Genomic DNA, 14,036 nt, shown 5'->3' with positions numbered 1-14,036 from the left:
TCGTCCCTTAAAGTAGCCGGCAACGCTGCGCCAGCATGTTCATTTTATTGCCTTGAGCCACGAACAGGTTAATTTGCATCGACCCAGGCCGCCAGTATCTGCTCGCGTGCCGCGATAGCGTTGCGCAGGATGCGCTCGAAGTAATCCGGATCCTTGGCGTGGGTAAGTTCGCCGGCCTGGGGAAAATGCAGGTCATTAAGGCGCGACAGCCAGAAGCGCATGGCGGCAACGCGCAACATCCCGGGCCAGGCGGCATGCTCCTCTTCAGTGAGGGGCCGCACTGCATGATAGGCATCGAGAAACGCCCGCACCCGGCCGGAATCCAGCGTGCCATCGGCGTTGACGCACCAGTCGTTGACCGCAATCGCAATGTCATACAACAGCACATCGTTGCAGGCATAGTAGAAATCGATGACGCCGCCGACCTTGTCCCCGTCCATCAGCACATTGTCGCGGAACAAATCGGCATGGATCACGCCGCGCGGCAATGCGCTGGTGTCGAACGCCTGCTCGAACTCGAGCTGCGCATCCAGCATGCGGCGGTTTTCCGCCTCCAGGAAAGGCGCCACCTTGGCAGCCGTGGCAATGCGCCAACGCTGGCAGCGCAGGTTGCTCATGCTGGCCTCGAACGATGCGCCGGCAAGATGCATGCGCGCCAGCACCTCGCCAATCGCGGCGCAGTGCTGCGGCGAGGGGTTGTCCAGTGACTTTCCTGCCAGGCAGCTCACCAATGCGGCAGGCTTGCCGTTCAGCTCGCCAAGTGTTTGCCCCGCAATGTTCCTGACCGGATGCGGGCACGGAATGCCGCGTTCGGCCAAGTGCGTCATCAGGTCGAGGAAATTGGGTAGCTCTTCCGCGCTATGCTCTTCAAACAACGTCAGCACATAACGCCCGCTGCCGGTGGTGACGAAATAATTGGTATTGGTGATGCCTGACGCGATCCCCTGCAGGTCAAGCAACTCCCCAAGGTCATAGCCTTTGAGCCATTGCTGCATCTGCTCGAATGAAACGGTGGTGAATACGGACATAGAAAACTTTTGGAAAAACCGGGGAAGGTTGCAGAGAGGGTCAAGCGCCACCCTCTCCGGGCACAATGCTTGACGGTCAGAACCGGAACAATACCCACTTGGGGATGCTGACCGTAGGCGCGATATCGCCTTCGCTACGGGCCCAGCCAGCATTTGAATCATCTTTGGTCAGATAATAAGGGGCGCCCACTTTGGGGGTTACCTTCATCATGTAGAGATTGCCGTTGATGCGGTATTCCTCGACCGTATCTTCGCCTCGCTTGGTAATGGTGACTTCAGGCTCAGGATTCTCTCCCTCCATCCCTTCCGGCGGCGGTGGCGCCTCGGGCAAAGGCTCTAGGTTGTCGGGGATGTCCGCAGCAGAGGCCATCAGCGGCAGGAGAAGCGCCAACATCAGCAAAATTTTATGGGTACGCATGACAACCTCGGCTCAGAATAATGCAGCAATTCTATCAAATAGGCCCATCCGCCAAAAGGGCGTTGTTGCTTATTAACAACAAGATATTGGAATGGTCGGCAACCGCCGCCAAACTTTGATTCGCCTACAGATAAAACTGCATGATTTGCTGCTCCGCCGGCGATGGCTCGAAACCCCTGGTCTCATAATGCTTGAAGATGGCTTCGACGATTTCATGGGGCTTGTCGATCACCTGCAGCAAATCGAGGTCTTCCGGCGAAATCATGCCCTCGGCGCCGAGGGTCTCGCGTATCCATGACAGCATGCCGCGCCAGAACGGCTCATGTACCAATATCAATGGAATCCTTCTCGTCTTGGCCGTCTGGATGAGAGTAAGCGCTTCCATCAGCTCATCCAGCGTACCGAAACCGCCCGGCATCACTACATAGGCCGAGGCGTATTTGACGAACATCACCTTGCGCATGAAAAAGTGCTGGAAGTTCTGGCTAATGTCCTGGTAGGGGTTGCCTTTTTGCTCGTGCGGCAATTCGATATTGAGGCCGATGCTGGGCGACCTGCCCTTGTATGCGCCCTTGTTGGCCGCTTCCATGATGCCGGGGCCTCCCCCTGAAATCACGCTGAAGCCGGCATCGGACAGGAGACGCGCGATCTCTTCCGTCAGCTTGTAATAGGGATGGTCGGGCGGCGTGCGCGCGCTGCCGAAGATGGAAACCGCGGGGGTGATTTCCTTCATGCGCTCGGTCGCCTCGACGAATTCTGCCATAATCTCGAACGCGCGCCACGATTCACGTGCCGAGTACTTCTTGTTGGGGAGCTCGGGGTCGAGGATCTTGGGAAGTTTTTTAGCAGCTGACATAAGGTTCCACACTAGTTCAAGATGAAAACATTGTTATTAGTAGACGGTTCGTCCTACCTCTATCGCGCCTTCCATGCGCTGCCCGACCTGCGCAACAAAGCGGGCGAGCCTACGGGCGCGATGTATGGCGTACTAAACATGCTGCGCCGCCTGCACAAGGACTATCCGGCTGATTATAGCGCCTGTGTCTTCGATGCAAAGGGAAAAACCTTCCGCGACGATATTTACCCCGAATACAAGGCACACCGCCCGCCGATGCCGGACGACCTCTCCCGGCAGATCGAGCCCCTGCACGAAGCGATCCAGGCCATGGGCTGGCCCCTGCTGATGATAGACGGCGTGGAAGCCGACGACGTGATCGGCTGCCTGGCGCGGCAGGCCGAGGAACAAGGCATGCAGGTGGTGATCTCGACCGGCGACAAGGACATGGCGCAGCTCGTCACGCCGCACATCAAGCTGGTCAACACCATGACCAATGAGGTGCTGGACGAAGCAGGCGTGGAAGCCAAGTTCGGCATCCCCCCCGCCCTGATCATCGACTACCTCACCCTGATCGGCGACAGCGTGGACAACGTACCCGGCGTGGAGAAGGTCGGCCCAAAGACCGCCGTGAAGTGGCTCAGCCAGCACGGCTCGCTCGACAAGCTTATCGCCAATGCGGCAGAGATAGGCGGCGTGGTGGGCGACAACCTACGCAAGGCGCTGGACTGGCTGCCCACCGGGCGCGAACTCATCACTATCCGCTGCAAGCTGGACCTGCCGCAAATGGTGACTGATCTTGTTACCCAGCCAAGCGACAATGCCAAGCTCGCCGAGCTCTACGAGCGCTTCGAGTTCAAGACCTGGCGGCGCGAGCTGGAAGCCGGCGGCAACGAGGGTGCCGCCGTAAAACCCTTGGCCCCGATCGGCGACCTGTTTTCCGCCGCTGCCGTGCCTGACCGCCAGTTCGAGACCATCCTCGACCAGGCCAGCCTGGACAAATGGCTGCTGCTGCTCAAGTCAGCGCCCTTGGTCACCTTCGACACCGAAACCACCAGCCTGGATGCCATGCAGGCCAAGCTGGTCGGCATGTCGTTCTCGGTGGAAGCGGGCAAGGCAGCCTACGTGCCGCTCGCGCACGACTACACCGGCGCCCCGCAGCAGCTCGATTTCGCCGCAGTGTTGCAGCAAGTCAAGCCTCTGCTCGAGGACGCATCGCTCCCCAAGCTGGGCCAGAATCTCAAGTACGACAAGCATGTGCTCGCCAACCACAGCATTCAGCTGAACGGCATCGCGCACGATACCCTGCTGCAGTCCTACGTGCTGGAAAGCCACCGCACCCACGGCATGGACGACCTCGCCATGCGCCACTTGGGCGTGCAGACCATCACTTACGAGCAAATCGCCGGCAAGGGCGCCAAGCAAGTGCCGTTCAGCCAGATCGGCATCGATACCGCATCCGAATATGCCGCCGAAGATGCCGACATCACTCTGCAACTGCACCAGGTGCTGTATCCGCAGATCGAAACCGACGACAAACTGGAATTCGTGTACCGCCAGATCGAGATGCCACTGCTCGACATCCTTTACACCATAGAGCGCAACGGGGTGCTGATCGACCAAGCCATGCTGCAGGCGCAAAGCCACGAGCTCGGGCAGAAACTCATCGAGCTGGAACAGCAGGCCTACGACATTGCGGGACAGCCGTTCAACCTCGGCTCGCCCAAGCAATTGCAGGAAATCCTGTTTGGCAAGCTCGGCATCAAGCCGCTCAAGAAAACCCCGAGCGGCGCGCCCTCCACCGATGAGGACGTGCTGCAGGAACTGGCGCTGGATTACCCGTTGCCGAAAGTGCTGCTGGAATACCGCGGCCTTGCCAAGCTTAAATCGACCTATACCGACAAGCTCCCGCGCATGATCAACCCCGCCACCGGCCGCGTGCATACCAGCTACAGCCAGGCTGTGGCGATCACCGGGCGCCTGGCCAGCTCCGACCCTAATTTGCAGAACATCCCCGTGCGTACCGCGGAAGGCCGGCGCATCCGCGAAGCCTTCATCGCCCCGCCAGGGTCGCGCATCATTTCCGCCGACTACTCGCAGATCGAGCTGCGCATCATGGCGCACCTGTCGCAGGATGAAGGGCTGCTCTCCGCATTCGCCAAGGGCGAGGACATCCACCGCGCCACCGCTGCCGAGATTTTCGGCGTGCAACGCGACGAAGTCAGCAGCGAACAACGCCGCTACGCCAAGGTGATCAATTTCGGCCTGATCTACGGCATGAGCGCCTTCGGCCTCGCGCAGAACCTCAACATCGAGCGCGGCGCGGCGCAGAGCTACATCGACCGCTATTTCGCGCGCTATCCCGGCGTGCGCGAATACATGCAGAACACGCGCATGGTGGCGAAGGAGCAAGGCTATGTCGAAACCTTCTTCGGCCGCAGGCTGTGGGTGCCCGAGATCAACAGCCCCAACGGCATGCGCCGCGCGGGCGCCGAGCGCGCGGCCATCAATGCGCCGATGCAAGGCACCGCGGCCGACCTGATCAAGCTCGCCATGATTGCCGTGGATGGCTGGTTGAGAACGCAAAAACTGCAAAGCAAGATCATCATGCAGGTGCATGACGAACTGGTGCTGGAAGTACCGGATGCTGAATTGGAATTGGTGCAGCAAACCCTGCCCAAGCTCATGCAGGATGTTGCCAAGCTGGATGTGCCGTTATTGGCGGAAGTGGGCGTGGGCTCAAATTGGGAAGCCGCGCATTAAGAGCGGCTAGCCAGGAGCGCTTCGCTGAGTTTTGCCGGCCGCTCCAAGGCGGCTTCAGCATTGCGGCCAGGACGCCGCCATTGGATTACTTGCCTTGCTCCTTGTCCAGCTCCTTGAGGAAATAGTCGATCTCCCATTCGCAGCCGCCGCAGCCGGTCAACGCGCCGGTCATGTCGGCAATGCCCTGCAGATCGACCCCCTGCCGGTGCAAGGCGCGAATCTTGCCGCGCTTCACTCCGCTGCAAAAGCAGAGGATTTCGTCGTCGGGGGTTTCTTTCGGGTTGCTCATGGCATATATGATCTATCAATAACACAGGCCATTTTACCCATTCAACGGCAAAAACTTGCACAACATGACCCATCTGCGGCAAATTAGCTGCCTAGCAATTCCGCGCACCAGCTCATCCTCGACATCATGACCGACACCACATCAGCGCGCTTCGGCGTCATCATCATCGGCGACGAAATCCTCTCGGGAAAGCGCCAGGACGCACACTTGGCCAAGGCGATCTCGCTACTGGCCGCAAGAGGCCTCGCCTTGTCGTGGGCGGAATACCTCGGGGACGACCGGGCGCAGATCGCGGCGACATTGCAACGCACCATGGCGAGCAGCGACATCGTCCTCTGCTTTGGCGGCATAGGCGCCACCCCGGACGACCAGACCCGCCAGGCCGCGGCAGAAGCCGCCGGCCTGGCGATTGCGCGCCACCCGGGCGCGGTAGCCGAAATCGAGGCGCGCTACGGCGAGGCTGCCTATCCCAAGCGCGTGTTGATGGCGGATTTTCCCCGGGACGTCGCCTTGATCCCCAACCCGGTGAACCGCGTGCCCGGATTCTCGCTGGGACGGCACTACTTCATGCCCGGCTTCCCGGAAATGGCCTGGCCGATGACGGAATGGATACTGGACACGCATTACGCCCACCTGTTCCACCTGCAACCGGCCGCCGAATCCTCCATCCTGGTGTTCGATACTGGGGAAAGCCAGCTGCTGGACCTGATGGAAGAGATCACGCGGCAATACCCCAGCCTCAAGCTGTTCAGCCTGCCGCGCCTGGACGAAAGGCGCACCATCGAACTCGGCGTCAAGGGCGAGGCGGCGGCAGTCGCCGAGGCCATGCGGCGAATCCGTGAAGCGCTCGATACGGCAAATCACCCCTGGCAGCCTTTAGAGAGGAGCTAGACGAATGGATTGCCGCCCGTCCTGCGGGGCATGCTGCATCGCCCCCTCGATCAGCAGCCCGATTCCCGGCATGCCCGAAGGCAAGAAGGCCGGGCAGCGCTGCGTGCAGCTCGACGAGCTCAACCGCTGCCTGATCTTCGGCAAGCCGGAGCGGCCAGCGGTCTGCAGCTCCTTGCGGCCCGATATGGAAATGTGCGGCAGCGACGAACGGCACGCCTTTGCCTGGCTGGCCCAGCTGGAGCAACTCACCTCGCCATAAGATGCCATAAGACGATAGATTGACAGTCTATTGTTAGCCGGCCTCTAATAGAACGACCATTCTATTGGAGCGACGAAATGACCCTCCCCGCCCGGGAAAGGCTGCTGGAAGCGGCTTGCAGGCTATTCTACCAAAACGGCGTTCATGCCACGTCGGTGGAGGACATCCTGGATGAGGCATTGGTCGCCCGTCAGAGCCTGTACCTGCACTTCCAGTCCAAGGAGGGGCTGGTCGCGGAATTCCTCAAGCTGCGAGACCAGCGCTGGCTTGGCGGCCTGCAAGCCTTCGTGGATGCACATGCGCAAAGCCCGCGGCAATCCCTGCTTACATTGTTCGATTTCCTGCAATCCTGGTTCGAGGAGCCGGGCTTCCACGGCTGCGCCTTCATCAACATCTCGGCGGAATTCTCCGACCCCGGCCACGGCTTCCGACTGATCGCCGCGGAACACAAGCGGCGGCTGGCCGACTACATCCTCACGCTCTGCATTGCCGCAGGATTGCCGCAGCCTGCGGTCCAGGCGCGCCATTTCGCCTTGTTGATGGAAGGCGCCATCGCCACCGAACTCGTTACGCCGGGCAGCCAGGCTGCCACCCAGGCCCGCCAGCTGGCAACTCTGCTGCTGGACACCGTTTCACCCACCGATAGGAGAACCTAGCATGTCCCTGCCACGCAAAACCGATACAAAAACCGCCGGGTTCCGGCTCGGCATCTATGTATTCAAGGACGCCGAAATCATCGATTACGCCGCCCCGCACGGCGTGTTTTCCGTAGCGCGCCGCCTGGATCCGGAACTCGACGCCTTCCTGGTCGCGGACAGCCTGCGCCCGGTGCAGACCCAGGCCGGGTTCACCGTACTGCCCAACTACAGCTTTGCCGACAACCCCGCCATGGATGCCTTCCTGATCCCGGGCGGATTCGGCACGCGGCAGGAAATCCACAACAAGCGACTGCACGACTATATCCGTTCGCTGCCCGAGCAGACACTGCTGACCAGCGTCTGTACCGGCTCCTGGATTTACGGCAACATGGGATTGCTGGACGGCATTCCCGCCACCAGCCGCAAGGAGCCTGACCGCGTCGAGCGGTCCAACGCCGGCATGGTCCCCATAGAGCGCCTGGCGCAACTGGCCCCGCAATGCAGGATCAGCCGCGCCCGCGTGGTGGACAGCGGCCGCATCGTGACCGGCGGCGGCATTGCCGCGGGGATGGAGGTCGGGCTGCACTTGCTGCGCCGGGCCGGCTATGACGAGGATTTCATCCTGGAAGTCGCCCGCATCATGGAATACCACCAGGCTTATGCGGGGTACAGGGAAGATATCGAGTATGCTGGCTGAATGTTGAATAAGGACACGCGCCTCCCGACGATGCCTAAGCCATGCATGAAAAAAACATGATGTCCTTGCCTGCAGCCGGCGCGCCTGCGATCCGGGTAGGCTGTGCGGGCTGGGGAATCCCGCCGCAGCATGCCGCATTGTTCCCGCCCGGCGGCAGCCACCTCGAGCGCTATGCGCGGCTGTTCGACACCGTCGAGATCAACTCGTCCTTCTACCGCCCGCACCAACACAAGACCTATGTGCGCTGGGCGGATACGGTGCCGGAAGGCTTCCGCTTCTGGGTCAAGATGCCCCGGGAAATCACCCATCAGCGCCGGCTGCTCGATTGCGAAGATAGCCTGCTGCGCTTTCTGGAGGAAATCTCCGGGCTAGGCTGCAAGCTGGGCGGCATCTTGGTCCAGTTGCCGCCCAGCCTTGCGCTGGACATGCCTTCCGCTCGCGCGTTCTTTACATTGCTGCGCCAGCATTACCCTGGCGCGGCGGCATGCGAACCGCGCCATGCGAGCTGGTTTTCAATGCAGGTCGAGCACCTGCTACAGGATTTCAGGCTGGCACGCGTGGCAGCGGACCCAGCCAAATTTCCCACCGCCGAAGCGCCAGGAGGCGACCCGGGTTTCAGTTATTATCGGCTGCACGGCTCGCCGAAAATCTATTACTCGTCCTACCCCGAAGCATATTTGAAGCAGCTTGCGAATACGCTGCAAGCAGCCAGCGGCCCGGCCTGGTGCATTTTCGACAATACCGCGCGCGGCGCCGCCACCGCCAATGCGCTGGACATCATGAATTTGACCGGCCTCGCAGCGCACCAAGGCTGAGCATCCCTTTCGAGATAAACGCCGCGCGGCCACGCCCTGGCGCTGTCTTGGTGCATGGCATCGGCCCATGCACCAACCCGGGCTGCGCCGCCCTCATCCCTTGCCGCAACGGCCCGCATTGATTGGTGCCGCAGCTCGGCCAGTGCAGGGAATGCTATTTGCTTAAGGCTTACACCGTATTCTTTTTAAGCCTTGAACCATGTTTTCTCTCCACCATCTCAGCTTGCGCAGCAAGGTCTTGTTGATCGTCATCGCAATGATCCTGGCGGGCTTCAGCCTCACCATCGCAGTACTGACTTACAAGGCCTCGCATTTGCAGCAGGAATCGGCGCTCGAGTATGCCCGCGCTTTGTCGAGGCAACACGCCAACGAAGCCAAGGCCGAGATAGACAGCGCTTTCGATGCCGCCCGCACCCTGGCGCAATCCCTGGAGGGGCTTCGCGGCGACGGGCTGGCAAACCGCAGGCTTGCCGACAGCATGCTGAAGCGGGTACTGGAAGGCAACCCGGGATTTGTCGGCGTCTGGACCATATGGGAGCCCAATGCATTTGACGGGCGCGACAACGAGTTCGTCAACCAGCCGGGCACCGATGCCACGGGCCGCTACCTGCCATACTGGAACCGCGGCGGCGGCCAGGTGGCGGTGGAAGCGCTGGCCGACTACGACGTCCCTGGCGCGGGCGACTACTACCTGTTGGCCCGAGACAGCGGCGAGGAAACATTGCTCGAGCCTTACGAATACGAGATCGGCGGCAAGAAGGTTTTGATCACGAGCATGGTGGTGCCGATCCGCTACAAGGGCGCGGTGGTCGGCGTTGCGGGCGTTGACATGCTGCTGTCGGAGTTCCAGCAGCGCATCACCGAGGTCAAGCCATTCTCCACCGGCTATGCCAGCCTGGTTTCCAATCAGGGCAGCTACGTCGGCGACCGCGATGCGGGCAATGTGGGCAAACCCATGCCTGCCGGCGGCGCCTGGGACAAGATCAGGCAGGCGGTCGCTTCCGGACAGCCCTACCAGGACAGCGCCCGGGACGGGACATTGAACACCACGGTATTGAGGATCTACCAGCCGATCGCGATCGCCCAGAGCAAGACGCCATGGTCTTTCGCCGTCACCGTGCCGGAGGATAAAATCCTAGAAGGCGTGCACAGCCTGCGCAACACGGCCATCGTCATCGGCTTGCTGAGCGTCGTCGTGGTCTCGCTGGCACTGGGCTACCTGGTGGACCGCATGGTGATCCGCCCGATCGGCGGCGAACCCGGCGATGCCGCCGACCTGGCCAGCCATATCGCCAGCGGCGACCTCACCTCCCAGGTCGCGCTCAAACCGGGCGACAACTCCAGCATGCTGCAGGCGATGAAAGTGATGCAGGACAAGCTGCGGGATATGGTGAGCGACATCCGCGCCAGCAGCGAGTACGTTTCCAACGCGTCTTCCGAAATCGCGCTCGGCAATAGCGACCTGTCGCAAAGGACGGAAAACCAGGCGGCATCGCTGGAGGAAACCGCCGCCAGCATAGAAGAGCTCACCTCCACCGTAGGCCAGAACGCGGACAACGCGAGAACGGCCAACGAGCTGGCCGCCAACGCCTCCAGCACCGCCGAGCGCGCCAGCAGCACCGTTACCGGGGCCGTGAGCACCATGCAGCAGATCACGGACGAGTCGCGCAAGATGTCGGAGATCACCAATGCGATCGAGGGCATTGCCTTCCAGACCAATATCCTCGCGCTCAACGCCGCGGTCGAGGCCGCACGCGCCGGCGAGCAGGGCCGCGGCTTTGCCGTGGTGGCGCAGGAAGTGCGCAACCTGGCGCAGCGCAGCGCCAGCGCCGCCAAGGAAATCAAGCAATTGATCGACGGCTCGGTCGCCAAGATCGGGCAAGGCTCGAAACAGGTCGCGGATGCCGGCCGCGCCATGGAGGAAGTCGTCGCCGCGGTACAGCGCGTCTCCGGCATCATGCGCGAGATCGCGCATGCCTCCGAGGAGCAGAGCAGCGGCATCCAGCAGATCAATACCGCCATCACCGCGATGGACGAAGTGACGCAGCAGAACGCCGCCCTGGTGGAGCAGGCGATGGCCGCCGCCCATTCGCTGGATGAGCAGGCCCAGCAGTTGAGCAAGACGGTTTCCTTGTTCCGTCTGAGCTGACGATGCGGATATGCGCTTAAACTATACAAACCTGTATATAAAATTATCCATGGGGTTACGTCGGCAACTTAAAGTAAAACATCGCCTTACCCTGCCCGCGCCCTCTGTTTCCGCGCCTGTGCTCCAGCAATATGTGCTTTGTTACTCCGGCGTTTGCATATAAAATGGGCAGCTTTTCCACGTCATTGATACGGTTATAGTCAGGTGCAGATCGGTCCTTACAAGCTGAAGAACAATCTGGTAGTCGCCCCGATGGCGGGCGTGACCGACCGGCCCTTCCGCGTGCTGTGCAAGAAAATGGGCGCAGGCCTGGCGGTGAGCGAGATGGTGACGTCCAACTCCCTGCTCTACGGCAGCGCCAAGACCCTGCGCCGCGCCAACCACGAAGGCGAGGTCGACCCGATCTCAGTGCAGATCGCAGGCGCCGACCCCAAGATGATGGCGGAGGCCGCCAAGCACAACGTGGACAACGGCGCCCAGATCATCGACATCAACATGGGCTGTCCCGCCAAGAAGATCTGCAACGTCATGGCAGGCTCCGCGCTGCTCAAGGACGAGCCTTTGGTTTCACAGATTCTCAAGGCGGTGGTCAATGCCGTGGATGTGCCGGTCACCCTCAAGATCCGCACCGGCTGGGATAAGAACAACCGCAATGCCGTGGCTGTCGCCAAGATGGCGGAAGACATCGGCGTGCAGGCGCTCGCCATGCATGGCCGCACCCGCGCCTGCCTCTACACCGGCGACGCGGAATACGACACCATCGCCGCCGTGAAGCAGGCCATCAAGATTCCCCTGATCGCCAACGGCGACATCACCACGCCGGAAAAAGCCAGGTTCGTGCTCGACTACACCAAGGCCGACGCCGTGATGATCGGCCGCGCCGCCCAGGGCCGCCCGTGGATTTTCCGCGAAACGGAACATTTCCTAGCGACTGGCGAGCACCTGCCTGCGCCCGAAGTCGAGGAAATCCACCAGGTCATGCTCGAGCATATCCACGACCTCTACGACTTCTACGGCGAGCTGACCGGCATGCGTGTCGCGCGCAAGCATATTTCCTGGTACACCAAGGGCCTGGTCGGCTCGGCCAATTTCCGCCACCACATGAACCAATTGCAGAGCATTGAAGAGCAGCTGCAATCCATCAACGATTTCTTCGGCGAACTCAAGCAGCGTAATGCGCGCCTGCAATACGAAGCAGAGTCCGCCGCCACCGACGACGAGGCCATGGCGGCATAATGGCTAGCCAGCAGGATCTCGCCAGCTGCGTGCGCGCGGCCTTGGATGAATACTTCAAGGACCTCGACGGGCAGCCTCCCCATGCAGTGTACGACATGGTGCTGCAATGCATGGAAAAGCCCTTGCTGGAATATGTCTTGAACCGCGCAGGCGGCAACCAGAGCAAGGCGGCCGAGATTCTCGGCCTCAACCGCAACACCCTGCGCAAGAAACTCCAGCAACACAACCTTCAATAACCTCTTCTGTTAGAAGCTTTTCATTATGGCTGTTATCAAACGTGCGCTTATCAGTGTTTCTGATAAAACCGGCATTCTCGAATTTGCCCAGGCCCTTTCAGGCTTTGGCGTTGAAATCCTCTCCACTGGCGGCACAGCGAAGCTGTTCCGCGACAATGGCATCGCCGTGATCGAAGTCAGCGACTACACCGGTTTCCCGGAAATGCTCGACGGCCGGGTCAAGACCCTGCATCCCAAGGTGCATGGCGGCCTGCTGGGCCGCCGCGACCTGCCAGAGCATGTGGCCGCGATGCAGGTTGCCGGCATCCCGAATATCGATCTGCTGGTAGTCAACCTCTATCCGTTCGAGGCCACCGTGGCGCGTCCTGACGCCACGCTGGAAGACGCGATCGAGAACATCGACATCGGCGGCCCGGCCATGGTGCGTTCCGCCGCCAAGAACTGGCAGGACGTCGCGGTGCTGACCGACGCCTCGCAATACGAGGAAGTGCTGGCGGAAATGCGCAGCACCAACGGCGCCACCAGCAAGGCGACGCGCTTTGCCTTATCCGTCGCCGCGTTCAACCGCATCAGCAACTACGACGGCGCGATCAGCGATTACCTGTCCTCCTTCAACGCAGACGGCACGCGCAATGAATTCCCCGGCCAGGCCAATGGCCGCCTGGTCAAGGTGCAGGACCTGCGCTACGGCGAGAATCCGCACCAGAAGGCCGCGTTCTACCGCGACCTCTACCCTGCGCCCGGCTCGCTCGTGACCGCGCAGCAATTGCAGGGCAAGGAACTGTCCTATAACAACATCGCCGATGCCGATGCGGCCTGGGAATGCGTCAAGAGCTTCGACAGCACCGCCTGCGTCATCGTCAAGCATGCCAACCCTTGCGGCGTGGCTGTGGGCGCTAACCCGCTCGAAGCCTACCAGAAGGCGTTCCAGACAGACCCGACCTCCGCGTTCGGCGGCATTATCGCATTCAACCACACTCTGGACGGCGCAGCGGCAGAAGCCGTTTCCAAGCAGTTCGTCGAAGTATTGATCGCGCCGGACTATACCGAGGAAGCCCTGGAGATATTCAAAGCCAAGGCCAATGTGCGCGTGCTCAAGATTGCATTGCCAAGCGGTGGCGACAGCGCATGGAGCCGTGGCCGCAACTCGCACGACACCAAGCGCGTCGGTTCCGGGCTGTTGATCCAGACCGCGGACAACCATGAAATCAGCATTGATGACATCAAGGTGGTCACCAAGAAGCAACCGACGCCGGAACAGCTGGAAGACCTGCTGTTCGCCTGGCGCGTCGCCAAGTACGTGAAATCCAACGCCATCGTCTTCTGCGGCAACGGCATGACCTTGGGCGTGGGCGCAGGCCAAATGAGCCGCGTCGACAGCACCAAGATCGCCGCGATCAAGGCGCAAAACGCCGGCTTGACCTTGCAAGGTTCCGCCGTGGCGTCCGATGCGTTCTTCCCGTTCCGCGACGGCGTAGACGTCCTGGCGGAAGCCGGCGCCACCTGCGTGATCCAGCCGGGCGGCAGCATCCGCGACGACGAGGTGATTGCGGCGGCGGATGAGCATGGGCTGGTGATGGTGTTCACCAACATCCGCCACTTCCGCCATTGATCGTCACTGGCAAAGCGCCGCTGGCTGCGTTGCACCTCCTTGCCGTACTCGTTTGTACTGTCTGCGTCGGTGCGCCTTGCCAGCAACGCTTTGCCAATGACTCTGCTGGTTGAAGCCACATAAAACCAGGAAACGTTAAAATATCAGCGTGTTTGGCTAATTGATAATCA

Annotated in this window: 14 protein-coding genes; 10 read left to right on the top strand and 4 right to left on the bottom strand. The window is 61.0% G+C overall.

The features are described 5' to 3' along the window. Positions 1-68: 68 nt before the first annotated feature. The 3 genes from thrB to ACW4YW_RS09060 all read right to left on the bottom strand — a co-directional run bounded on the left by thrB (position 69) and on the right by ACW4YW_RS09060 (position 2,302). A complete protein-coding gene (gene thrB, locus ACW4YW_RS09070) occupies positions 69-1,028 on the bottom strand; it encodes a homoserine kinase (protein WP_407994620.1) in 960 nt (319 codons plus the stop codon). A gap of 76 nt (positions 1,029-1,104) precedes the next feature. Continuing rightward, positions 1,105-1,446, bottom strand: a complete 342-nt coding sequence (locus tag ACW4YW_RS09065) for a DUF2782 domain-containing protein (RefSeq protein WP_309564256.1) — start codon at positions 1,444-1,446, stop codon at positions 1,105-1,107. Positions 1,447-1,570: 124 nt separating this feature from the next. Then, entirely contained in the window at positions 1,571-2,302 is a 732-nt protein-coding gene (locus ACW4YW_RS09060) for an LOG family protein (protein ID WP_309564255.1), read from the bottom strand. A gap of 21 nt (positions 2,303-2,323) precedes the next feature. Between ACW4YW_RS09060 and polA the strand changes: the two genes are divergently transcribed. Then, a complete protein-coding gene (gene polA / locus ACW4YW_RS09055) occupies positions 2,324-5,044 on the top strand; it encodes a DNA polymerase I (RefSeq protein ID WP_457137255.1) in 2,721 nt (906 codons plus the stop codon). 85 nt (positions 5,045-5,129) lie between these two features. Here the strand turns inward: polA and ACW4YW_RS09050 are convergent, their stop codons facing one another. Continuing rightward, positions 5,130-5,333 carry a (2Fe-2S)-binding protein gene (locus ACW4YW_RS09050; RefSeq protein ID WP_457137254.1) on the bottom strand — a complete coding sequence of 68 codons (204 nt, stop codon included), beginning with the start codon at positions 5,331-5,333 and terminating at the stop codon, positions 5,130-5,132. A gap of 126 nt (positions 5,334-5,459) precedes the next feature. On the opposite strand from ACW4YW_RS09050, the gene ACW4YW_RS09045 reads away from it, so the two are divergent. The 9 genes from ACW4YW_RS09045 (at position 5,460) to purH (ending at position 13,866) form a co-directional block, all read left to right on the top strand. Then, positions 5,460-6,224, top strand: coding sequence for a competence/damage-inducible protein A (locus ACW4YW_RS09045; RefSeq protein ID WP_457137253.1), 765 nt, complete (start codon positions 5,460-5,462; stop codon positions 6,222-6,224). A 4-nt stretch (positions 6,225-6,228) separates the two neighbouring features. Further along, complete coding sequence (locus ACW4YW_RS09040) at positions 6,229-6,483, top strand: YkgJ family cysteine cluster protein (RefSeq protein ID WP_457137252.1); 255 nt, start codon at positions 6,229-6,231, stop codon at positions 6,481-6,483. Between the two features lie 77 nt (positions 6,484-6,560). Further along, the gene (locus tag ACW4YW_RS09035) at positions 6,561-7,139 is read left to right on the top strand and encodes a TetR/AcrR family transcriptional regulator (RefSeq protein ID WP_457137251.1); all 579 of its coding nucleotides are present in this window, start codon (positions 6,561-6,563) and stop codon (positions 7,137-7,139) included. Between the two features lies 1 nt (position 7,140). Then, entirely contained in the window at positions 7,141-7,818 is a 678-nt protein-coding gene (locus ACW4YW_RS09030; RefSeq protein ID WP_457137250.1) for a DJ-1/PfpI family protein, read from the top strand. Between the two features lie 56 nt (positions 7,819-7,874). Beyond that, positions 7,875-8,633, top strand: coding sequence for a DUF72 domain-containing protein (locus tag ACW4YW_RS09025; protein WP_457137249.1), 759 nt, complete (start codon positions 7,875-7,877; stop codon positions 8,631-8,633). A gap of 199 nt (positions 8,634-8,832) precedes the next feature. Further along, positions 8,833-10,782 (top strand): methyl-accepting chemotaxis protein, encoded by a 1,950-nt coding sequence (locus ACW4YW_RS09020; protein WP_457137248.1) that lies wholly within the window; start codon positions 8,833-8,835, stop codon positions 10,780-10,782. 204 nt (positions 10,783-10,986) lie between these two features. Next, a complete protein-coding gene (gene dusB / locus ACW4YW_RS09015) occupies positions 10,987-12,018 on the top strand; it encodes a tRNA dihydrouridine synthase DusB (RefSeq protein ID WP_457137247.1) in 1,032 nt (343 codons plus the stop codon). After that, positions 12,018-12,254: a Fis family transcriptional regulator gene (locus ACW4YW_RS09010; protein WP_309564245.1), complete on the top strand. Its 237-nt coding sequence runs from the start codon at positions 12,018-12,020 to the stop codon at positions 12,252-12,254. The genes dusB and ACW4YW_RS09010 overlap by 1 nt, the downstream gene beginning before the upstream one ends. A gap of 25 nt (positions 12,255-12,279) precedes the next feature. Continuing rightward, positions 12,280-13,866 (top strand): bifunctional phosphoribosylaminoimidazolecarboxamide formyltransferase/IMP cyclohydrolase, encoded by a 1,587-nt coding sequence (gene purH, locus ACW4YW_RS09005; RefSeq protein WP_407994612.1) that lies wholly within the window; start codon positions 12,280-12,282, stop codon positions 13,864-13,866. The last annotated feature ends 170 nt before the right edge of the window (positions 13,867-14,036 follow it).

This window comes from Methylobacillus pratensis (genome assembly GCF_054072455.1).
This window is presented reverse-complemented; position numbering and strand designations above follow the sequence as displayed.